Source organism: Methylobacterium sp. WSM2598, assembly GCF_000379105.1.
Classification (GTDB): domain Bacteria; phylum Pseudomonadota; class Alphaproteobacteria; order Rhizobiales; family Beijerinckiaceae; genus Methylobacterium.
Window position 1 is genome coordinate 1,501,681 of the sequence record NZ_KB900609.1, and the last position, 22,071, is coordinate 1,523,751.

At 68.4% G+C, this 22,071-nt stretch carries 17 protein-coding genes; 10 read left to right on the forward strand and 7 right to left on the reverse strand.

Features of this window, described 5'->3' with window-relative positions; translation table 11 throughout:
- Positions 1 to 141: 141 nt before the first annotated feature.
- Both MET2598_RS42655 and MET2598_RS43345 read right to left on the reverse strand, forming a co-directional pair.
- Complete coding sequence (locus MET2598_RS42655; protein ID WP_236728677.1) at positions 142 to 540, reverse strand: hypothetical protein; 399 nt, start codon at positions 538 to 540, stop codon at positions 142 to 144.
- 256 nt (positions 541 to 796) lie between these two features.
- The gene (locus tag MET2598_RS43345; RefSeq protein WP_012333117.1) at positions 797 to 1,882 is read right to left on the reverse strand and encodes a methyl-accepting chemotaxis protein; all 1,086 of its coding nucleotides are present in this window, start codon (positions 1,880 to 1,882) and stop codon (positions 797 to 799) included.
- Between the two features lie 875 nt (positions 1,883 to 2,757).
- Here MET2598_RS43345 and MET2598_RS0107095 point away from each other — a divergent pair.
- Genes MET2598_RS0107095 through MET2598_RS0107105 form a run of 3 tightly spaced genes read left to right on the forward strand, consistent with a single transcriptional unit; the run spans position 2,758 to position 6,337 of the window.
- Positions 2,758 to 4,086, forward strand: a complete 1,329-nt coding sequence (locus tag MET2598_RS0107095; RefSeq protein ID WP_026190570.1) for a glycosyl transferase family protein — start codon at positions 2,758 to 2,760, stop codon at positions 4,084 to 4,086.
- A gap of 22 nt (positions 4,087 to 4,108) precedes the next feature.
- Positions 4,109 to 5,233, forward strand: coding sequence for a non-hydrolyzing UDP-N-acetylglucosamine 2-epimerase (gene wecB / locus MET2598_RS0107100; protein WP_012333115.1), 1,125 nt, complete (start codon positions 4,109 to 4,111; stop codon positions 5,231 to 5,233).
- Positions 5,234 to 5,248: 15 nt separating this feature from the next.
- Positions 5,249 to 6,337: an HlyD family secretion protein gene (locus MET2598_RS0107105; protein ID WP_018260364.1), complete on the forward strand. Its 1,089-nt coding sequence runs from the start codon at positions 5,249 to 5,251 to the stop codon at positions 6,335 to 6,337.
- 489 nt (positions 6,338 to 6,826) lie between these two features.
- Here the strand turns inward: MET2598_RS0107105 and MET2598_RS40815 are convergent, their stop codons facing one another.
- Both MET2598_RS40815 and MET2598_RS0107120 read right to left on the reverse strand, forming a co-directional pair.
- Entirely contained in the window at positions 6,827 to 7,207 is a 381-nt protein-coding gene (locus MET2598_RS40815) for a hypothetical protein (RefSeq protein WP_157182099.1), read from the reverse strand.
- Between the two features lie 1,157 nt (positions 7,208 to 8,364).
- Complete coding sequence (locus tag MET2598_RS0107120; RefSeq protein WP_018260366.1) at positions 8,365 to 10,122, reverse strand: ABC transporter ATP-binding protein; 1,758 nt, start codon at positions 10,120 to 10,122, stop codon at positions 8,365 to 8,367.
- A 322-nt stretch (positions 10,123 to 10,444) separates the two neighbouring features.
- Between MET2598_RS0107120 and MET2598_RS0107125 the strand changes: the two genes are divergently transcribed.
- The 4 genes from MET2598_RS0107125 (at position 10,445) to MET2598_RS0107140 (ending at position 16,347) form a co-directional block, all read left to right on the forward strand.
- Positions 10,445 to 12,079 (forward strand): glycosyltransferase, encoded by a 1,635-nt coding sequence (locus MET2598_RS0107125; protein WP_018260367.1) that lies wholly within the window; start codon positions 10,445 to 10,447, stop codon positions 12,077 to 12,079.
- Between the two features lies 1 nt (position 12,080).
- On the forward strand, positions 12,081 to 13,091 hold the full coding sequence (locus MET2598_RS0107130) for a polysaccharide deacetylase family protein (protein WP_236728678.1): 1,011 nt from the start codon (positions 12,081 to 12,083) through the stop codon (positions 13,089 to 13,091).
- Positions 13,092 to 13,327: 236 nt separating this feature from the next.
- A complete protein-coding gene (locus tag MET2598_RS0107135) occupies positions 13,328 to 14,356 on the forward strand; it encodes a glycosyltransferase family 2 protein (protein WP_026190571.1) in 1,029 nt (342 codons plus the stop codon).
- A gap of 347 nt (positions 14,357 to 14,703) precedes the next feature.
- Positions 14,704 to 16,347: a GMC family oxidoreductase gene (locus MET2598_RS0107140; protein WP_018260370.1), complete on the forward strand. Its 1,644-nt coding sequence runs from the start codon at positions 14,704 to 14,706 to the stop codon at positions 16,345 to 16,347.
- Between the two features lie 6 nt (positions 16,348 to 16,353).
- On the opposite strand, the gene MET2598_RS0107145 is transcribed toward MET2598_RS0107140, so the two are convergent.
- Positions 16,354 to 16,833, reverse strand: a complete 480-nt coding sequence (locus MET2598_RS0107145) for a hypothetical protein (protein ID WP_018260371.1) — start codon at positions 16,831 to 16,833, stop codon at positions 16,354 to 16,356.
- A 223-nt stretch (positions 16,834 to 17,056) separates the two neighbouring features.
- On the opposite strand from MET2598_RS0107145, the gene MET2598_RS0107150 reads away from it, so the two are divergent.
- The gene (locus tag MET2598_RS0107150) at positions 17,057 to 17,977 is read left to right on the forward strand and encodes an NAD(P)H-dependent oxidoreductase (RefSeq protein ID WP_018260372.1); all 921 of its coding nucleotides are present in this window, start codon (positions 17,057 to 17,059) and stop codon (positions 17,975 to 17,977) included.
- Between the two features lie 82 nt (positions 17,978 to 18,059).
- Here the strand turns inward: MET2598_RS0107150 and MET2598_RS0107155 are convergent, their stop codons facing one another.
- Positions 18,060 to 18,998: a dihydrodipicolinate synthase family protein gene (locus tag MET2598_RS0107155; RefSeq protein ID WP_018260373.1), complete on the reverse strand. Its 939-nt coding sequence runs from the start codon at positions 18,996 to 18,998 to the stop codon at positions 18,060 to 18,062.
- 95 nt (positions 18,999 to 19,093) lie between these two features.
- Between MET2598_RS0107155 and MET2598_RS0107160 the strand changes: the two genes are divergently transcribed.
- Positions 19,094 to 19,969: a LysR substrate-binding domain-containing protein gene (locus tag MET2598_RS0107160; protein ID WP_018260374.1), complete on the forward strand. Its 876-nt coding sequence runs from the start codon at positions 19,094 to 19,096 to the stop codon at positions 19,967 to 19,969.
- Between the two features lie 159 nt (positions 19,970 to 20,128).
- Here MET2598_RS0107160 and MET2598_RS0107165 read toward each other — a convergent pair whose 3' ends face one another.
- A complete protein-coding gene (locus tag MET2598_RS0107165; RefSeq protein WP_012333103.1) occupies positions 20,129 to 20,809 on the reverse strand; it encodes a GntR family transcriptional regulator in 681 nt (226 codons plus the stop codon).
- A gap of 265 nt (positions 20,810 to 21,074) precedes the next feature.
- On the opposite strand from MET2598_RS0107165, the gene MET2598_RS0107170 reads away from it, so the two are divergent.
- A complete protein-coding gene (locus tag MET2598_RS0107170; protein WP_012333102.1) occupies positions 21,075 to 22,025 on the forward strand; it encodes a 3-hydroxyacyl-CoA dehydrogenase family protein in 951 nt (316 codons plus the stop codon).
- Positions 22,026 to 22,071: the final 46 nt, after the last annotated feature.

Genomic DNA, 22,071 nt, shown 5'->3' on the forward strand with positions numbered 1-22,071 from the left:
GTGATGAGCTTTGCATCAAATTTGCCGACATACAAGTGCGTATAAACTGCCTATACCGGATGCGGTTTTAACTATAAGGCAATGCAGCAGGAGGCCGACCGATCCATCTCGGACCGTGCCCGATCATACATACATATGTATTCACCCGCCGAGCAGCTTCTCGGCCCAGGATTGGGACTCCTCAACACAGCTAAAAATGACACCTTCGTGATCGCACGGTCCGAATCCGACCTTCAGGAACCATCCCTCGTCGATGCCGAGATCCGGGTCGGCATGCACGCGCACCACGATCGCTGCCAGCACATCCCTGACCATGATCAGGCGTGCCTCCTCGTGGCCCTGTGGGCGCGCGACCTCGATCGGGACCGACATCAGTGGTTTGCTCACCTGAAGCCTGGGAGACGGCACGCGAATGCCGCGTCCGCTTCCGCAGCATAGAAACGCCAGGAGAAGGCCAGCATCATCCAAACGGATTATTCGGGCAAGAGTGCGGGTTTCCGCTGAGGATTTCCGGGCCGCGTCGGCGTTGAGGGTGATCATCGACCACCATGATGAGACGCGCGGCGGGTGCCTGGGCAGGAAGCGCCCTGCCGGCCTGGACATGTCGGGTGTTCGGCTCCTCGGCGCCCGATCGGAGTGCGCGCCCGGCGGGCCTCTCCCCAGGACAACCTTCGCGTGCGGGCGCCCCGGTTCTGGCGCCGGCCCCGGCACAGGTTTCAGCGCTTCATCTCCGTCCTCAACGGCCGCTTCGCCGAGGTCGCCCGGCCGCCTCGCCCGGTCCGGGTCCGGGACCGGCTCAGCGGGCCGCCCGCCGGGCCGGATGCTGCGTGATCACGCCGTACCAGCCGAGCCCCGCATAGGTCTCGTAGCCCGGCGTGCGGTGGAAGGCGGTCACCGCGCCCCCGGCATCCTGGTCGAAACCGCCCGTGCGCTCGCGGGCGTCGAGGCGGAGCGTCTCCGTCAGCAGGCCGCGCCCGTCCGAGGCGGCGAGAACCCGCCCGCCGGCATCGACCAGCAGGACGCGCGTCCGCTCCCGGTCCTCGGGCGCGACGCGCACGCCCGCGACGATCGCCCGGGCCTGCGGCTCCCAGTCGAAGTGGATCGCCAGCACGCCGCGCGGCCGCCCGTCGGAGCGCCCGTCCGTCCGGATGCTGGCGCAGTAGGTCGCGGCCTGCGCGCCCTGGAGGAGCGGGCGCGTCGCCACCTCGGCCGCCACGTAGGTGTCGCCGTTCGGCAGGGCCGCCGCGCGCCGGAACCACTCCTCGTGGGCGACGCTCGCGCCGCGAATCGCGGGAAAGCGGTCGGGCCGGCCATTCGCCACGACCCGACCGGCCGCGTCGCAGACCCAGAGGTCGAGATAGACCGTGTAGGCCGAGAGGATCACGCCCAGCCGCTCCGTCGCGTAGGCGACCCGCTCCGGCGTCGGCTCCTCCGCGCAGGCCACGATCGCCGGATCGGTCGCCCACCAGCGCACGTCGCAGGTGCGCTCGTAGAGGTTGCGGTCGATCAGCTCGATGGCGTTCAGCGCCAGATCGACCAGGCGCTCGCCCTGGGCCGCGTCGGCGAGGTCCTTCATCATGCCCTGCAGGCCGGTGATGCGTCCGGCGAGCTCCGCGTCGAGCGCTCCGGCGATCGCCTCGATCTGCGCGCCGATCGCCCGCACCTCCTGCGCGACGACCGAGAAGCCCCGCCCCTGCTCGCCGGCCCGGGCCGCCTCGATCAGCGCGTTGAGGGCGAGGATCTTGACCTGCGCGGTGACCGCCTGGATGGCGCGCGTCTTGTCGGTCACGATCTGGCGGACGGACTCCGTCTCGCCCGCGACCTGCGTCAGGCTAACCCGGGCGGACTCGCCGGGTCGGATTTCCGTCGTCCTGGCCTTCATCGCGCCGCGCGCCCCTTGCTCGCATGTCGGGCAATATGATTGGGGCGGATTGCGAAAGCATTAAATCCTACAAAGATGCCGTAAGGACAGATGCTGCCTAAATATTGTGCTGAGACAGTTGGGGCGAGGCTCTTGGCTCTCGCCGGTACGACGGAAACCTTGCTGGATTTTGCGCGTCGAAGTTGAGTGCGCCAGATCGAGTTTCGTGCCGCGGGGCGGATGGTCGCTGGGCCGCGCGGATCGGATCGCACCGCGCGGCGTCGGGAGCGACTGCGCATGCAGCAGGACGGCGTGCGAGGAGCGACCGTCTCCCCCGGCGGCGGCGTCGGGGGCCGTCGGGCCCGTGAACAAGGGCCGTCGCGCGCCGCTCTCGGGCCCTCGGGCCCGACTGAGACCCGCAGGCCGTCAACAGGTTCGAGAGCCGGTCCTCGGGGCGGACCGCGCGCAACGCAGGCTGACCCCGATCAAGTGAACCCAAGCCGAGCCGGCAACCATCCGGCCGGCCGGTCCGTATGCGCTCGAGGGCGTCACCAGGGATTTAAGTCGTGACCGACGCACCGGCTGGCACGAGGTTCCAAGCGTCGCAAGGCATGCACGAAATGAACTAGAACTTAACCATAAAACCGGCTCAAGGTCGGATATGAAATCGCTTGTCAGGAGCGAAGACAGAAACTTTTTCTCATTATCAATTAGAATATACATGGTTAACGGGGGCCTTGGATCCGAGTAACTGCTCTTATTCACTATAAATCAGACGACGTACGTACTCATACCGATATCCTTCGAATTTACAAAGCACGCCAGTTAAGACATTTTTTACCGATCAGCGACGCGCGGAGCGCAGCGCTTATCGTGAGCGTATTGAGTGTGGTGCTATGAGTGAAGTCATTCCAATAGCTATGTTTGCCGTTAGTTCATTGATCAATATCTCCTCACTCGACGATGCGTTCATCGATTTGATGGCATTCGGGATTTCGAGAAGGGGTCTCCCGAGCCTGTCCGGGAAGTCCGCTATCCCCCGCATCGCCGTGTTTGTTGCAAACTGGCATGAGGAGGACGTCCTCGGGCGGATGGTCGAAGGCAATCTCGCGCGGATTACCTGCCCCTACGTGAGCTTGTACCTTGGCGTTTACCCGAACGACACGGGTACTTTGCGCGTCGCCAGGGAACTCGAGTGCAAATACCCGAGTCGCGTCACCGTCATCGTCAATACGCTCGGCGGTCCGACCTCGAAGGGCCAGATGCTGAATGAAATGTTCCGACAGGTCTTCGAGCGCGAGGACTGCCCGGACATCGCCGTCCTGCATGACAGCGAGGATGTCATTGATCCGCGCACCTTTTCTATCTATGCCGAATATAGCAAAGATCACGACTTTATTCAGGTCCCCGTGTTCTCGCTCGATCGGGGCGAGGGGCTTCCCGTCGCGTCGACCTACATGGACGAATTCGCTGAAAGGCACACTCGCGAGATGATCGTGAGGAACGCGGTGGGTGCGGCCATCCCGTCGGCCGGGGTGGGCACCGCGATGACCAGGAAGCTGCTGCAGCACTTCCTGGCAACGCGGGGTCAGGTCCTCATGTCCGGGACGGTCACGGAAGACTACATCCTCGGCGTAGAAGCCAAGCGCGCAGGCTTCAGATCGGCTTTCGCGGCGGTTTCTGCCGACGATGAGCGCGGTCTGAACTACGTCGCAACACGGGAGTTTTTCCCAAAAAGCTTGTCATCAAGTATAAAGCAGAAGACGCGCTGGGTATACGGCATAAACTTCGAAGCTACGCACAAGCTGGGCTGGAAGGGTGATGCTTGGGATAAGTACTTTTTTGTGCGTGACAGGAAGGGCGTTGTCACTAATTTCCTTCCACCTGTCTCGCTGATGATCTTACTCCTGATCGCAGGCGGCATCATCGATCTTTCTGGTGTACCTGAGTCTTTGGAGCCGTTTTTGTCGGCGTCTGTCACCGTGAACCTCGTTGCGCTGTTCACCCGTTATGTGGTCAGGGTCGCAGCTTGCCGCGAAGTTTACGGTACGTATGATCTGCTCGGCATCGCGTATCGTTGGCCGGTTGGACTCTATATCAACGCGGCAGCCGTCTTCCGCGCGTGGAAGACTTACATCGGTGAGTCGGAATTCGCGACCAAGCCGATCGTCTGGTCGAAAACGGCGCACGATCTTCCTGAGGATTTCGGGAAAGCCACTCGGTAAAAAAAATCAAAGGAAGAAGTACATGCGTATTCTGATCGCCTTTGGGACGCGTCCCGAGATCATCAAACTTGGACCGGTGTATCGGGCCCTTGTGGCGCAGCCTGGCATTCAGGTGGACGCATACTGGACCGGCCAGCACATTGAGCTGGCGGCCGGCCTGTTGCAGTTGTTCAACATCACCGTCAGGTACCATGGCGAAGCGGTGATGAGCGAACCCGGTCTGGCCGAGAAGTTCGGCTTGATGACGAACCAGATCGCCGCGGCGCTTCGAGCGACCCATTACGACTGGATCGTGGTCCAGGGTGACACGGCCACTGCTTCCGCCGCCGCGAGCGCTGGGTTCTTGTCCAGGGTGCCCGTCGCCCATGTCGAGGCTGGTTTGCGCACCGGTGACCTGTCGTCACCCTGGCCCGAGGAGTACAACCGACGTGTCATCTCGGTGAGTTCCAGCCTGCATTTTTCGCCGACCGCGGAGAGTGCGGCGAATCTGCTCAGGGAAGGCGTTGATCCGAAGTCTGTGATCACGGTCGGGAACACGGTGGTGGACGCGCTTCTCTACGCTCGCGAGAATACCGCCCCGAACTACGCGCCGGTCGATTCGGGCATTGCCGGCATTCCGCTCAACAAGAAGCTGATTCTCGCGACGATGCATCGCCGCGAGAACATCGGTAGCCCGATGCGCGAGGTGCTTCGGGCGCTCCGCTCGCTGGCCGAGGACGGCGACAAGGTCGTCGCGCTGCCGGTTCACCTCAACCCCGAAGTGCGTCGCGAGGTTTTAGCAATTCTCGGTGGAATCGAGAATGTGTGTCTGCTCGCGCCGCTTCAGTATCTCGACTTCGTCCATCTCCTCAGCCGCGCGTGGCTGGTGATCAGCGATTCGGGAGGTGTGCAAGAGGAGGCGCCGACCTTCGGCCTGCCGATCCTCATTACCCGGACGACGACCGAGCGTCCGGAAGTGGTGGCGGCCGGCTTCGGAAGCCTCGTCGGGTCCGACCACGACGTCATCACGGCGATGGCCCGCGAACGCACGCGCGGAAGGACGCCTCACCGGCTGGGCGGGCCGAACCCGTTCGGTGACGGGCATGCATCGGTCCGGATCGCTGACGCGCTGATCGCGCGCACGCTCCGTCGGTCGGCTGCCGCCTGAGCTTGGGAGAGCAAGATGTCTGAACTCAAGGTGAGCCAGATGAGCTGGGGCAAGCTGTTCCGAGTTCTCGTGACCGGTACTGCGGTGATCGGCAGCGGAGCGATAGGCTTCTATTATTACTCAAGTGGCGTTCTGGTTCTGAATGCGGGCGGTTTGGTCACGCGCGACCGAGTCTACGTGGCGACGCCCTATGATGCCCGCGTCCGTGAGGTCTTCGTGCGCCCGGGCGACACGGTCGTCGCCGGCCAGAAGATTGCTGTGGTCGACTCTCCCTCGATCTCGAAGACGCTCGCGGAATTCTCCATTGAGCGCGCGAAGATCTCCTCGCGCGTCGCTCAACTCGAGGCCCGCACGACGATCGTGGCCGCGATGGTCCCTGTCGCCCGTGCCGGCGCGAAGCAGGCCAACGAGTTCATGGCCGACTTGAACAAGGCTAAGAGTTCGGGTCTTGCCCTCAACCGCTCGCTGCATGAGGTCACCGCCGCATCATTCACCGCGACCGAGCGCCTGCTCACGATGATCTCCGAGAAGATCTCGCTCGATACGGAACTCGCGTCGAACCGGGCGGCGCTCGCCGAAATCACCAGTGCTTCCGACAACCTGCGCAGGGTCTACGCGGACGGCGTGCTCACCGCGCCGGTCTCCGGCGTCGTCGGAAGCGCGATCGCGAGCCCCGGCGAGGTCCTCACGCCAGGCTCGAATCGGCTGGCCTCGATCTACACCGGCACGAGTTTCGTGCTCGCCTACATGCCTGAAAGCTATCTCTTCGAAGCTGCCGAGGGCCAGTCGGTGCAGGTCTCCGCCCATCGCCAGAGTGTGTCGGGCCAGATCGCCCGCATCCTTCCGGTCACCGACGCGCTGCCCCCCGAGTTTCAGCCCCCGAACAGGGCGCGCGATCGCGGGCAGGTCGTCAAAATCTCATTGAACGATGCTGACCGCTTCGCGGTGGATCAGAAAATTCGCGTCTCAAGTTGTATCGTGACCGGATGTAAAGAGAGCTACGTCGAGCAGGCCAAGGCCCGCGTGATCCTGACATTCGGAAATTTGCTGTCCAGCCCAGCTCACGCTGAGCGGATTAAGCGAGAGGCATCAGTAAAGCCATGAGGGGACAATACATGTTGGGCGAAATATACGATCCTTTGAAAGATATATTTGATGAAAATCGAAGCTCGCGCCTCTATCAGACTGTGAATAGGTTCACGCCGGCGCGTCGGTGGCAGGATCGTGCGGCGTATTCCAGCCGCATCTGTGAGCGGGGCGCGGGATCGGACGCTGCGCCGCGTGCTCCCAAGGTCCGGCAAGGGCAGTGGCCGCAAATCGTTGAATGAGGCTTGCGGCCGAGCCAGCCGCCTCGAGGGCTGGATGGAAAGGTCGACCGCGATCCGTGAGGGCGGTTGAACTCCCGTGTGAGCGCTGTCGCGCCCTCATCACGATCGAGCGCCGGATGCCGACGGCCTTTCGACGCTTGATCCCGGGGTTCGATGGCGCGCTTCACATGGCCGGCGCGCAATCCGAGGCCACCGCACCGCTTCGCAAGGACCTCGTGAACCGCCGCAGGTTTCAGCGCGCAAGAATGTCGATGCGCATTTCTTGTCAGGCCGGCGAAGCGCTTTTCGCGCTCAAGTTGCCATGAATAACCTCAATTATCTTAGTGGCTTGCGCAATTGCCTCCTCCTTCAGTTCGCCAAACGTGATCCCATCCTCGTAAGATATATCAACAAGCATGGTCGTCGCGACTGTTGGGTGACCTTCGTCGTTTTCGACTGTAAATACTACCTCAGCGCGCCGGCGAGGGGCTTCTTTGTTCTGATTTTGAATGTTTGCGATTTGCACTGATGTTAGATAATAGGTCAAATCTCTCCTCCGAAGCTGAGCCTTTATTCTGAACGGATCGCAGGTGGCAACGGTATAAGATTTATCTTTATGACTCAAGCGCGGCTGGATGTTTGGATAGGGGAGCGCCTCAACCGGCAAGCGACTTGTGATCCGGCGGCACCGATGCGGCGGAGGGCCAGTCACGCGATGAGGGCGTGCCGGAGGAGGGAGCCCGAAGGCGTCTGCCGCGAACGCGACGGTTCACGCCTCGTCCATCTCCGCCCGCGCAACGACATCATGCAGACGCGCCTCGTGCCGAGTCCGTTGCCGGTCCCTCATCATCGTCTCCCCGCTTCGCCGGCCAGGCGGAATGCGTGGTGTCGCAGGAATCCATCGGCAGCGTCCGGCTGAGGCCCTCAAGGAGCCTCAGAGGAAGCTTTGGGCACTTGCTTCGGCCCGACTCCGGCCGCACCGTCGTCGCGCGCGGTGCCGGGAGGCCGGCAGCCGTTATCCTAGAGCATTTTCCGACGAAGTGGATGCCGGTTCGTCGCAGAAAATGCGGCAAGATCAAAGACCTAGAGCAGTACCCGATGGCCACGTGATCGGGTGCTGCTCTAGGAACGGAGGCAGCGCCACTCCGCGTGGAGTACATGAGAACCGTTGCGCTTCTGAGACGTTCAGAACGTGCGTGCTGAATCGACACGGGCGGATCCAGCACGTCTGCGACGGAAGGTCTGACCATGAAAGTCTGCAAGGCTACAGGATCAGCTGCGTTGTTGATCGCGATTGCCATGAGTTCTTCGGCCATGCCGGCCTCGGCTCGAGGTCGAGGAGTTGCCGTCGTCCGCGCCACCTCCATGAGCCCGGCTTACGGTGACGTCATTTCGCCTTTCTGCTTGGGGCGCTGCCTGCGAGGGCTGCCACCCTGCTCGGTCGGAAGCCGCTGGTACGGTCCCTACGGGTATGTTTGCTACAAACCGGAGCCGCCGTTCCGCTGGTAGCAGCCCTGATGCAACGATGTCTTCGGTCTGAGTCGGTCCGGCCGATCGTTGGCGGCTCCCGCTTCGACGCTCGGCTCGCGCCGTGACAAGGATCTCGATCGGGCTGGTCTCAACGAGCAACCGCTGCGCGGGGGCGGGATCGGAAGGGAGCGTGAGCCCCCGAGCCGCTGGCCGGCACCGGGCGCGACGCGCCGCCCGCGACGATCGCCCGGGCCTGCGGCTCCCGGTCGAGTGGATCGCCGGCACGCCGCGGAGCTGCCCTTCGGAGCACCCCTCCGCCCGGATGGGCCGGACGCGAGGTGACGCGCCGCCGCGCTACGGGATCGCCTCGCGGTCGCGCATGACGTCGGTCATCGGTGACGCCCGGACCACCCGGCCCCCCTCCAGCACGATCGCGCTGTCGCATCGCGAGAGCGTGCTCATGCGGTGGCTCACGACGAGCATCGTGCAGGACCGGCGCGACGACGCGAGGAGATCCATGATCGTCCTCTCCGACAGGCCGTCGACCGCGCTCGTCGCCTCATCCAGGATCAGCAATCTGGGCTTGCGGACGATGGCGCGTGCGAGGCCGATCCTCTGCCGCTGGCCTCCCGACAGGTTGAGTCCCCTGCTGCCGACATTCGTCGCGTAGCCCAGCGGCAGGGACCGGACGAAGGCGTCGGCGTCCGCCACTCGCGCGGCCTCCTCGATCTCGGCTTGGCCGACATGCGGGGCGCCGTAGGCGATGTTCTCGGCGATCGTCCCCTCGATGATCTCGGTGTCCTGTCCGGCGATGCCGATCAGATTCAGCCATTCCGAACGATCGAGCCGGTCCAATGAGGTCCCGTCCACCAGGATCTCACCCGATGTGGGCTCGAGCAGGCCGCACAGGAGATTGATGATCGTTGACTTCCCTGAGCCGGACGGTCCGATCAGCGCCGTCGATGAGCCGGCGCGGATGACGAAAGAGGCACTGTCGATCGTTCGGATCTCGGAGGAACTGTGATACCGGAAGCTCACGTCGGCGAAACGGATATCCCTGTCGAAGCTGGGCTTGACCTGGCCCAGCGATCGCGGCGCAGCCTTGCGCGTCACCGCCAGGAGCCACTCCACCTCCTGCACGGCGCCGGAGGTCTGTGAGATCTTGGCGCGGGCGGCCTCGAACGTGGCGAGGTGCGGCTGCGTGCGTTGGAGCAGGACCAGAAACGTCGCGAGGACCGGCAGGGGAACGTCGGCCGCGACCCGGACGGTGCCGGCCAGCAGGAGGACCAGCACGCAGGTCCGCAGGCTCTCGCTCAGGGGTTGGATCAGCGCCGATTTCCGCTCCATCGCGAAGATGAGCGCCCGAACCTTCTCGGACGCGTCGCGGAAGCGGGCCTCCTCCCGCGCCTCCTGCCCGAAGATGCGGATCGGGCGCATGGCCAGGACGCTGATCATCATCGCGCTCGCCAGCGACTCGTTCTCCGCCGACATCTGGCTGCTGAGGTCGTTCACCCGACGGGTGATCCGGGCGATCGCGTGCCGGATGGCCAGGACGCCCAGTCCGACCGCCAATCCCAGCCGCCACTCGCTCCAGAGAAGGAAGATCCCGAACAGGATGAGGGACGCGGCGCTGGACAGGGCCTGGAAGAAGGCCCGTATGGCCTCCGACGCCCGCCACGATTCATTGGCCAGGATGTTGATGATCCGGCCCGGCGGCTCGACCAGGAAGAAGCCGTACTCCACCGTGAGAAGCTGGTGCGCGAGAGCGACGCGCACGTCGTGGCTGGCCCGACCATCCACGAACGAGATCAGGAGCGTGTTGAGGAACGCGACCGCGTTCTTCAGGATGACGAGACCCGCGATCCCTGCGCAGATGTAAACGAGGCGTGTATTCGCCGGCAAATCCGCCCCGAACTGCATCAGCACGCGGAACGGGCCGGACGAGGCCGCCGACTCGCTCGACGTCAAGCTCACGACCAGGGGCGCGATCAGGCCGACCCCGATGCCCTCGAGTCCCGTGGAGATGAGGCCGAGAACCGTGACGGCTGGAACCGACCACAGATAGCGGCGCGCGATGTTGACGAGCGGGCGATGCTTATCGAATAAAAACATGCAAATCTTCGATCGGTCGCGACGAATGGATCTTGAACGGAGGCATGGGCGGATCCGACGCCGCGGCTCGGGTCGTTCCCCTCATCATGCCGGTACCCGATCACGCGGGCTTCCGAAGTGACGCTCCAAGACGCCTCGCGCGGCGGGCGCGGCGCGGGGCGTCGCGAACGCGCGGACCGGCGGCGCAACAGCGATGAGGGCGGGCCGCCGTTCCACGATCAGCCGCGGGGTGCCCGGGCCGGCGACGACCGGCGCCGTCCACGCGTCGCGACGCGCGCCGATGCAGAGCGGGCCTCTCAGGATGAAGGGAAGCAAGGATCTCATGGAGGCGCCGATTACCACCCCGTCGAATGAGAAGTCGATCCAGCTCATCGCCGGGAGCGACGTCACGGTCGTCATCACCACCTACAACCACGCCCACTTCTTGGGCGAGGCACTGGCGAGCGTCGCCGCGCAGACCAGGGTGCCGGAGGAGGTGATCGTCGTCGACGACGGGTCGAGCGACGATCCGGCCGCGATCGTGGCCCGGTGGCCGGGGGTGCGGCTCATCCGTCAGCCCAATCAGGGCCTCTCCTCCGCCCGCAACACCGGGCTCGCGCAGGCCCGCACGACCTACATCCTGTTCCTGGACGCCGACGACATGCTGCGCCCCGCCGCGATCGCGCAGGGCCTCGCCGCGTTCGCCCGCTCGCCGGGCGTCGCCTTCGTGTACGGTGCCCACGAGAGGGTGGACCGGGAGGGGAATCCCCTCGGAGGAGCCGTCTATCACGCGATGGCCGGCGATCCCGTCGCCGCGCTGCTGCACCACAACATCGTCGGCATGCACGCGACGGTCCTGTACCGCCGCGACATCCTCTCGGCCGCGGGCGGTTTCGACACCCGGCTGAGGCGATGCGAGGATTACGACGTCTACCTGCGCCTCGCGCAGGCCCACGCGATCGCCTCGCACCCGACGGTCGTCGCCCGCTACCGGTGGCACGACAGCAACATGTCCTACGACTTCCGCGCGATGCGGGACGCGGCCCTCGCCGTCCACGCGCGGTACCGGCCCGCGGCGGGGGCCGACTCGCTGCGCAGGGAGACCTGGTCCGAGGGGCGCCGCTTCTGGCGCCGGTACTACGCGGGCGAGGCGCTGCGGGCCGGCGGACGCATCTCGCCGCGCGGCGTGGCGGCCGCCGCGCGTCTCGACCCGCTGTGGACCGCGGGCGAGCTGGCGCGCCGGGCGGCGATCCGGCTCGGCGGTGCCGTCTCCCGCCGCGCGGGCTATCGGCTGCGCCGCCGCCTCGTCGGTCGCGCCTCGCCCCCGGTCGGCCGGGTTGATTGGGGTGATTTCGGAACGCCCTGGCCGGTGAGCGAGGATTTCGGCTGGGATCGCGGGCTCCCGGTGGACAGGTTCTACATCGAGCGATTTCTGGAGGGGGCGGCCGCCGACATCCGCGGCCGCGTGCTCGAGATCGGCGACGACGCCTACTCACGGCGCTTCGGCGGCGCGCGGGTCGAGCGGCAGGACATCCTCCACGTCGAGGCCGGCAATCCCAGGGCGACGCTCATCGGCGACATCAGCCGGGCGGGCACGCTGCCGCAGGCCGCCTTCGATTGCATCGTCCTCACCCAGACGCTGCACCTCATCTTCGACATGGCGAGCGCCCTGCGCCAGCTGCACGGCGCCCTCAGGCCCGGCGGCGTGCTCCTGCTGACCGTGCCCGGCATCAGCCCGATCGACCGCGGCGAGTGGTCCGGGACCTGGTTCTGGTCCCTGACCCCCGCCGCGCTGACGCGCCTCCTCGACGAGGTGTTCGGCGCCGGCGCGGCAACGGTCCGGAGCCACGGCAACGTCTACGCCGCGACGGCCTTCCTCCAGGGGCTCGCCCTCTCGGAGGTGGATCCGACGAAGCTCGACGTCGTGGACGCATCCTACCCGGTGATCGTGGCCGCCCGGGCGGCGCGGAGGCCGTGAGGTGAGGGGCGTGGGCTTCCTCAAGCGCCAGCTGCGCAGGGCCTGGCCGTTCGGCTCGGGACCGCGTCCGGTGATCCTCATGTATCACCGGGTCGCCGAGCTCGACTCCGATCCCTGGCAACTCGCGGTCTCCCCGCGCCATTTCGAGGCGCATCTGGAGCATCTCCGGCGCTCCCGGACCCCCATGGACCTCGCCGCCTTCGTCGCCGCGCTCACCGCCGGCACCCTCCCGCGCGACGCGGTGGCGCTCACCTTCGACGACGGCTACGTCGACAACCTGCACCAGGCTGAGCCCAGGCTCGCGGCGGCCGGGATCCCGGCGACCCTCTTCCTGACGACCGCCGCCATCGGGCGTCCCGAGCCGTTCTGGTGGGACGAGCTCGCCCACCTGATCCTCGACCGCTCCGCCCCGGCCGACCTCTCGGTCGGGATCGCGGACGGGCGATACCGCCTGCAATTCGGCGAACCCGACCGGCTCGACCTCGACCGGCGGAGGTGGCGCGCGTGGGAGAGGCCCCGGACGGCGCGGGAGGCGGCCTACCAGGCACTCTGGCGCCTGATCCGCGACGCCTCGCGTCCCGAGCGCGAGCGCGCGATGGCGACGCTGCGACGGGCTCTGGGGGGAGCGGGGGCGGCGTCCGAGGAGGAGAGGGCGATGACGCCGGACGAGGTCCGCGGGATGGCGCGGCGCGGCGTCGTCACCCTCGGAGGCCACACGCTCAGTCACCCGGCGCTGCCGACGCTCACGCCCGCCGAGCAGCGATGGGAAATCGCGGAGGGCAAGCGCGCCGCGGAAGAGATGAGCGGGCAGCGCGTCGAAGGTTTCGCCTACCCGTACGGCGCGATGGACGCCTCCGCTCAGGCCGCCGTGGCCGCGTGCGGCTTCGCGTGGGCATGCTCGACCGTCGCGACGGCGGTGGGGGCCGCAGACTTTCAGCGCTACGCCCTGCCCAGGATCGCGGCACCGAATGCCGGCAAGGCAGTGCTCGCGCGGGCGCTCGGAGATGGATGACAGGACTCGCCCAGTTCAGGCCGACGCATGGTCAGCTCTCCGCGCCGCCGAGAGCCAGTGCGGCCCGTTCGGGCGAGGCTCCAACCTCGGAATCGCCGGCCGATTTGCTTCATCCGACCACGCACTGTATACGAGAGGTGAATGTTTCGTCTCGGGGGCGAGTGCGTCCGTTCGGATTGTCGGTATATCGCATAGATCGTGCACTATAAGACGATTCCGTGCTGTATGGATGTGGCATGAGCGTGAATTCAAGTTCGTGTAACTGCCACACTTTGGTCACTGTCGTTATTCCAGCGTACAACGCCGAGAAGACGATCGAAGCTACATTGGTGAGTGTCAGGTCTCAGAGCCATCGCGATTTGGAGATCCTGGTCGTTGATGACGGCTCGACGGATCGCACGACCGCGATCGTGGCGCGTCACGCGGCGCTCGACGCACGGATACGGTTGATCAGGCAGGCGAACGGAGGGGTTGCGCGGGCGCGGAACGAGGGGATCGCGCAGGCCCGGGGCGCCTTCGTCGCTCCCGTCGACGCGGACGATCTCTGTTCGCCGGACCGCATCGCGAAGCAGCTGGTCGCGATCGAGGCGGCCGGCGCCGATGCGGCGCTCGCCTATACGTGGTCGGCCCAGATCGACGAGCGGGGCATCATCATCGTCGCCGACTGGAAACCAGCTCACGAGGGAAGGGCCTACGAGGCGCTGTGCACGATGAATTTCATCGGCAACGGAAGCGCCACCCTGATGCGGACCGCCGCCGTTCGTGAGGTGGGGGGCTACGACGCGAGCTTGCGAGACCGAGGTGCCCAAGGATGCGAGGATTGGGCCCTTTACCTGGCGATCTCCAGAAAGTACAACTTCGCGCTGGTTCCCGAGTTTCTGACCGGATACAGGCAAGCCTCCGACAACATGTCAAGCAATCACAGGAGGATGTACAAATCGTTCCTCCTTGTCGCCCGGGACCACCTCAGACGTGATGCTGGTTCCGCGGCGCTCCTGAGGGAAGCAAACGTTAATGTTCTTTCCTGGCTGCTGTCTCTCGCCCTACGAGACAGGAAGTTCTTGACGGCCGCGGAGTTTGCTTTTTCTCTCCTGATGAGATCCCCGATCGCGGTTGTGCGATCTTTCAGACATTATAGGGTGGTCTACGGAGGATTTAAGGGTCACGGTCGAAACAAAGATCGAAAACTCCCCACGAGCCCTCTCATTGGTCAATTCTTCAAGGTGGGCGCAGCGGATACCTGCTCGATCGAGCCGGGCAGCTGATCCGGGATCCGCTTCATCAAGGCGGGTCCCGTATCACGAGCCCGCGCGGCGCCTGAGCGAAGCCCGAATCCGCCATCCCGAAGGGATCAAGCGGATCACCAGCCCGCGCGGCGCCTGAGCGAAGCCCAAATCCGCCATCCCGAAGAGATCAAGCGGATTTGGTATGACACCACATTCGCGCTTGCTTCGCTTCCGTGACGGCCTCCCGGAGCGGAGTCTCCCGGGAGACGCCGGCCGGACCGGCCTGCGAGGCGGCGGGAGCGGCCCGGCCCCGCCGGGAGCCGCTACTGCCCCGCGCCCGCTTTGCGCTACACAGCGCGGAAACGACGCGAAGCCCGGGAGGAGACATGACAGCGAGCGAGGGCGAGGCTCCGGTTGATTTCGGGACCTACGACCACATCGTGGTGGGGGCGGGCTCGGCGGGCTGCGTGCTCGCCAACCGCCTGTCGGCGGATCCGCGCCGCTCGGTCCTGGTCCTGGAGGCGGGCGGGCGCGACAACTGGATCTGGTTCCACATCCCGGCCGGCTACCTGTTCGCCATCGGCAACAAGCGGGCGGACTGGCTCTTCACCACCGAGGCGGAGGCGGGGCTCAACGGGCGCCAGCTCGCCTATCCGCGCGGCAAGGTCATCGGCGGCTCCTCGGCCATCAACGCCATGATCTACATGCGCGGCCAGGCGGCCGATTACGACGGCTGGCGCCAGCTCGGCCTCAGCGGCTGGGGCTGGGACGACGTCCTGCCCTTCTTCCTCAAGCACGAGGACCACATCGCGCCGCCCAACGCCTTCCACCGCTCGGGCGGCGAGTGGCGCGTCGAGCCGCCCCGCATCCGCTGGGCGGTGCTCGACGCGATCCGGGACGCCGCCGAGGCGGCCGGCATCCGCAAGATCCCGGACTTCAACACCGGCGACAACGAGGGCTCGTCCTACTTCCAGGTCAACCAGCGCCGGGGCCGGCGCTGGAGCGCCGCGCGGGGCTTCCTCAAGCCCGCCCTCGGCCGGCCGAACCTGCGGCTGGAGACCGGGATCCACGTCGAGCGGGTGCTGATCGAGGAGGGCCGCGCGGCGGGCGTGGTCTTCGCGCGGCCGGACGGACGGCGCGCCCTCGCCCGGGCGCGCGGCGAGGTGGTGCTCTCGGCCGGCGCCGTGGCCTCGCCCAAGCTCCTCGAACTCTCGGGCATCGGCGACGGCGCGCGGCTGCGGGATCTCGGCATCGGCCTCGTCCACCACGCCCCCGGGGTCGGCGAGAATCTGCAGGACCACCTGCAGATCCGCCCGGTCTACAAGGTGTCCGGCGTGCCGACCCTCAACCTGACCTACGCGAACCTGTTCAAGCGGGCCTGGATGGGGATCGAGTACGCCCTGTTCCGGACCGGGCCGCTCACCATGGCGCCGAGCCAGGTCGGGGTCTTCGCCAAGTCCTCGCCGGACTACGCCACCGCCAACCTCGAATTCCACTTCCAGCCGCTCTCCCTCGACAAGTGGGGCGAGGGGCTGCACCCGTTCGGGGCCTTTACGGCGAGCGTGTGCAACCTGCGCCCGTCGAGCCGCGGCAGCGTCCACGCGGCGAGCCCCGACCCGGCCGCGCCGCCCGCGATCCGGCCGAACTACCTCTCGACGGACGAGGATCGGCGCGTCGCGGTCGACGCGCTCAAGCTCACCCGCCACATCGTCGCGCAGCCGCCCCTCGCCCGCTACCGGCCCGAGGAGTACCGGCCGGGCCCCGAGGTGACGAGCGACGAGGGGCTGCTGCGCGCCGCCGGGGACCTCGGCACCACGATCTTCCATCCGGTCGGCACCGCCCGGATGGGGCCGGACCACGAGCCCGGCGCGGTGCTCGACGCGCGGATGCGGGTACGGGGGGTGCGGGGCTTGCGCGTCATCGACGCCTCGGCGATGCCGCGCATCACCTCCGGCAACACCAACTCGCCCACCATCATGATGGCCGAGAAGGGGGCCGCGATGATCCTGGAGGATGCCCGCGGCGCCTGACCGGGCCTACTCGGCCTCGTCCGCGGGCTCCAGGTCCGGGGAATCTGGCTCCAGGGCGTCCGGGTCCGCGGCCGGCCGGGGCGCGATCAGGGTGACCGGACCGGCGAGTGGCGCGGCCCGCATCGACAGCGCCGGGCGCGGCGCCGCGCCCGGCGCGGTGGGCAGGAGCGCGGCACCGGTCGCGACCATCCCGGCGAGCGCCCGCAGGTCCTGCGGCTGGCTCGCGTCGCGGGCGACCGCCTCGGCCTCCCGGGCGAGGCGCGCGTTGCAGGCCCGGGACGGCAGGCCTCCGTCCGGCGTGCAGGCATCGTGGCGGGCGCAGGCGAGGTCGAGCGCGTCGACCGGCGGGAGCGGGGCATTGTTGCCCGGGCCGCAGTAATTGCCGTGGAAGAGGAGGGCCGGCTCCCGGCCGGACAGGGGCGGCTGCGCCGCGGCCGACGTCGCGACGCCGATCGCGAGCAGCTGGGGAAGAGCAAGTCGTCGCATGAGGGGATCTCCCGGTTCCTCGCCGTCCGGCGCCGCGTGATCGGCCGACGCGGCGCCCGCCCCGGCCTGCGGGGACGGTGGGGGGAATGGGCGCTCGGGACGGCGGTTCCGCCGCGGCGACCGGGCGCCGCACGGCACAGCTCCCCGGGAACAACGGGTGCGGCCGGGATTTTTCGCCTGCCGGGCCGGCGCGTGGCGGTCCCGCATCCGGGGGGAGGGCGCGATGGATGAGCTGAGGGCCGCGGCCGGCGCGCTTTCCCTGGAGGAGCGGCCGCTGCGCGTGCTGGTGATCGCCGGCTCGGCCCGCCGGCTCGACGGCTGCCCGGGTCTCGACGGCAAGGCGCGCTTCCTGATGCACCGCCTGCTCGGTCAGCTGCCGCCCGACTGGCAGGCGGACCACGTCGATCTCGGCAACGAGCACGGCAAGCCCAAGATCCAGGGCTGCAACGGCTGCGTCGGCTCCGCGATGGCGCTCTGCGTCTGGCCCTGCAACTGCTACGCCCCGGGCAGCGACCACCAGCCGGACCTGCTCTGGAACGAGAACCTCTACGCGCGCCTCGCCCGGGCCGACGCCTGGGCGATCATCGGGCCGGTCTGGTGGTACGGCCCCACCACGAACCTCAAGGCGCTGTTCGACCGCCTCGTCTGCGCGAGCGGCGGCAACCCGCGCCCGGACCTGATCGACAAGAAGAGCACCGCGAAGGCGCAGGCGCTGGAGCGCTCGCCGCTCTGGCGCGAGCTCAGCCGCAACCACCTGGAGGGGCGCAGCACCGCCTTCTTCTGCTACGGCAACGAGGGCGGCGACGAGCTCGACGCCGACGGCCGCCCCCGGATCCTGCGGCACAAGGCGTGGTTCGATCCGGCGACCCAGCCCTACCAGGGCGAGGAGCGGCTGGCCTATCAGGGCCTCGTCTGGCAGTGCCGCTACAGCGGGATCGAGGTGCCGGACGCGCTCTGGCGCCACGCGACGGTGGGCCGGGGCAGGGCCTACGCGGACGACCAGGCCGACGACATGGCTCGCGAGCCCGACGCGATGGCCTGCTTCGACGCCTGGGCGGCGGCGTTCATCCGGCACGTCGCCGGGAAGGGCCGGGTCCCCGGCACCGCGGAGGCGGAGCGCAGCGCGCGGCCGACGACGCTCTGAGGCACGGCCGCGCCCGCGGCGGGGCCGGCCGGTCGTCCGCGGCGCGTCGCACGGGATCCGGTTGATCCAAGCGGATCCCGTATCAGAGCGGCCGCACCCGCGCGCGGGGATCGTGCCGGGCGAGCCGGCCCAGCAGGTACTCGACCTCGGCCCGCGCGGCCGGGCCGAGCCCGCCCGCGGGCTTGCGCTGCGCGTCCGAGGCGATCAGCCCGCGCCGCGCCATCACGTACTTGCGCACGGCGAGGCCGATCCCGGGCTGCTGCTCGTAGCGCAGGAGCGGCAGGTGCGCGTCGAACAGGTCGTGGGCGCGGTCGCGCTCGCCCGCCTTCGACAGCCGCACCACGTCGACCAGCATGTCGGGGAAGGCGTAGCCGGTCATGGCGCCGTCGGCGCCGCGCTCGCACTCGAAGTCGAGGAACAGGCCGCCATTGCCGCACAGGATCGAGATGGGCCGCATCGCGCCCTCCGCCTCGAAGGCCCGCAGCGCCGAGATCTTCTCGAGCCCGGGCCAATCCTCGTGCTTGAGCATGACGCAGGACGGGTTCTCGGTGACGATCCGGCGGATGATCCCGGGCGTCATCACCACCGAGAAGGTGAGGGGGTAATCCTGGATCACGAAGGGCACGTCGGGCCCGATCGCCTCGACGGCTTGGCGATAATAGGCCGCGATCTGGTCGTCGGTGCGCAGCGTGTTGGGGGGGGCGATCATCACGCCCGCCGCCCCGGCCTCCATGGCGCCGCGGGCGAGCGAGGCCATCGCGGCGAAGCCCGGCGCCGAGACGCCGACGATCACCGGCAGGCCGCGGGCGCGCCGGATGAAGCGGGTGGCGACCGCGAGCCCCTCGGCGTGGTCGAGCTTGGGCGCCTCGCCCATCACGCCGAGCACGGTCAGGCCCGTCGCGCCGCATCCCACGTAGAAGTCGGTCAGCCCGTCGATCGAGGCGACGTCGATGCTGCCGTCCGGGTGAAACGGGGTCGGGGCGATCGGGTAGACACCCTGCGCGGACGGCGTGAGCGACATGCTTCCTCTCCTGGCGGCCTGCCCGGGACGATACGGACTTGCGCCGGCGGAAATACCCGTGTTCTCCCGTGTTCGGGAACAGGAAAATCCGGCGCGTGAACACCCGCTTCCTCGCCACGCTCTGCGCCATCGCCGAGGCGGGGTCGCTGGCCGGCGCGGCGCGCGCCCTCGGCCTGGCGAGCGCCACGGTGGCCGAGCAGGTTCAGGCGCTGGAGCGGGAGCTCGGCGTCCGGCTGGTGGGGCGCCAGGGCCGGGCCGTCACCCTCACGGACGAGGGGCGCGCGGTGGTCGCCGCGGGGCGGGACATCCTGGCGCGGGTGGCGGACCTGGCCCAGGTCGCGCAGCTCGGCCGGCTGCGCGGCGGCCTGCGGGTCGGGGCCGTGTCGACCGCGCTGATCTCGATCCTGCCGCCGGCCCTGAAGCTCATGGCGGAGCGCAGCCCCGAGATCGCCCTCCACATCGCACCGGGCACCTCCTCGCAGCTCGCGCGCATGCTGGAGGCGGGCGAGATCGATTGCGCCCTCACCGTCCAGCCGCGCTTCGCGCTCGCGAAGGGCTGGGGATGGCTGCCGGTGCGGCGGGAGCCGCTGACGCTGGTCAGCCCGGTCGGCCTGCGCCGTGACACGACGGACGCGTATCTCTCGGCGGCGCCGCTGATCCGCATGGATCGCCGCTCGCCGACCGGCGCCATCGTCACCGACTACCTGAACAGCCGCCGGATCGTGCCGAACGAGCTGTTCGAGCTGGACGCGCCGGACACCATCACCATCCTGGTCTCGCTCGGGCTCGGCATCGCGCTGCTCCCGGATTACGGCTTCCGGTCGAGCGACGATCGCCCGATCCGCAAGATCCCCATCGCGGATCGCGCCTTCGTCCGGTCGATCGGCATCCTGCACCGCCGGGGCGCGCGGATCGCGCTGATCGACGCGCTGCACGCCGCCTTGTGCGAGTCCTGCGCGCGTCCGGGCTGAGCGGACGGAGCGCGCCCCGCGGGTCGCCGGCGCCGCCCTCATCCGCATTGCGAAGCGCTCCGTCGGGTTGCGTATCAGAGGGGCGCGGGGCGATCCCGTTCGGGTCTCGTTGCCGATCATTCTCGCCGCCGAACCGGCGACCGCGTCGGCGAATGAGGCTCAGGAGGCCGGCCCCTGGGCCTTCTGGTGGTAGTAGGCGTATTCCACCGTGAAGATGTGGGCGCGCACCTCGCGCGCCGCCGTCTCGCCGTCGCGGGCGCGCAGGGAGGCGGCGATGCGCTCGTGCTCGGCGAGGGACTTCGCCAGCCGGCCGGAGGACTGGAACTGCGCCCGCCGGAAGGGCGCCACGCGGCGGCGCACCGCCCGGGTCTGCTCCATCAGGAAGCCGTTGTGGCTCGCCCGATAGATCAGGTCGTGGAAGCGGTCGTTGGCCTCGCGGTACTCCTCGATCGCGTCGGCGGCGACCGCCGCCTCGCAGAGGCGGCGCGCCCGCTCCAGCTCCGCGCCTTCCTCGGCGGTCATGGCCTGGGCGGCGAGGCGGCAGCAGAGGGCTTCCAGCTCCGCCATCACGAAGAACATCTCGGCGAGCGCCGCCGGGGCGATCGTGCTCACCAGGGCCCCGCGGCGCGGGCGGGAGGTGGCGAAGCCCTCCACTTCGAGCTGCCGCAGGGCCTCGCGCACCGGGGTGCGCGAGACGCCGAACAGGGCCGCCAGCTCCGCCTCGTCGAGCGGCGTGCCGGGCGCGCGCAGGCCCCGGACGATCTCGTCCGCGAGCCGGCGGCGGATCTCCTCAGCGCGGGTCGGGCCGAGGCTGCGCTCAGGGTCGGCGGTGCGGCTCATCGCCAAGCCGTCGCATCGGTCCCCGGACCTGTCAACGCGCACGCAAGGATGCGCTCGCGCCCGCATTCCCGCTTGCGCCAGGCGGGTCCTTGCGCCAGGCGGCCCCTTGCGCCAGGCGGCCCCTTGCGCGAGGCGGGCGGCTCGGGCCAGGTGGGCGGGCGAGGCAGGGCGGGCGAGGTGAACGGGCGGACCGCGCCACCGCCCCGACGCCGCGCCGGTGCCCGGGGGCCGGGAGCGCGGCGGGGACCTCGCCGGGGAGGAACGCATGAGCGAGATCGCGGTGATCGGGGCCGGCCTGATGGGGCACGGCATCGCGCTGGTCCTGGCCCTCGGCGGGCACGGGGTGCGCCTGACCGACAGCCGGGCCGAGGCCCTGGAGCGGGTGCCGGGCCTGATGGGCTCGGCCCTCGCCACCTTGCGGGAGGCGCAGGCCGTCGCGGCGGAGTGGACGCCCGAGCGGCTGGAGGCGGCCGTGCGCCTGTCGCCGGACCTCGCCGGGACGGTGGCAGGGGCGGACCTCGTCATCGAGGCGATCACCGAGAACCCGGAGGCCAAGCGGGCGCTCTTCGCCGAACTCGACCGGCTCTGCGCCCCCGGCACGATCCTGGCCAGCAACACGAGCTACCTCGACGTCTTCCCGCTGATCCCGGAGGCCCGGCAGGCGCGGGCCCTCGTCGCGCATTGGTACACGCCGCCCTACATCGTCGACCTCGTCGACGTGGTGCCGGGGCCGCGGACCGATCCGGCCGTGGTCGAGACGATGCGCGAGCTCGTCCTCGGCCTCGGCCAGGTCCCGATCGTCCTCAAGCGCTTCGTGCCGGGCTACGTCGCCAACCGCATCCAGTCGGCGATCTCGGCGGAGGTCTACCACCTCCTCGACGAGGGGCTCGCCTCGCCGCGGGACATCGACGACGCGATCATCCACGGGCTGGCCCTGCGCATCCCGGTCCTCGGCCACCTCGCCAAGGCCGACTTCACCGGGATCGAGCTCCTGCGCCACGCGCTGGCCAATGCGAGCTACAGCCCGCCCCCGGCCCGCACCGCCTCGCCGGCCCTCGACGCGCTGGCGGCGGAGGGGCGCACGGGCGTGATGGCGGGGCACGGCTTCTTCGACTGGGGCGGGCGCGACCCGGCCGAGCTGTTTCGCGACCGCGACCGGCGGCTGCTCGCCCTGAAGCGGGCGATGCGCGAGATCGGGCGGATGGAGGGGCGCTGACCCGGTCGATTCCCGGGCGGGCGGCGCTATAACGGGGCCGTTTCCC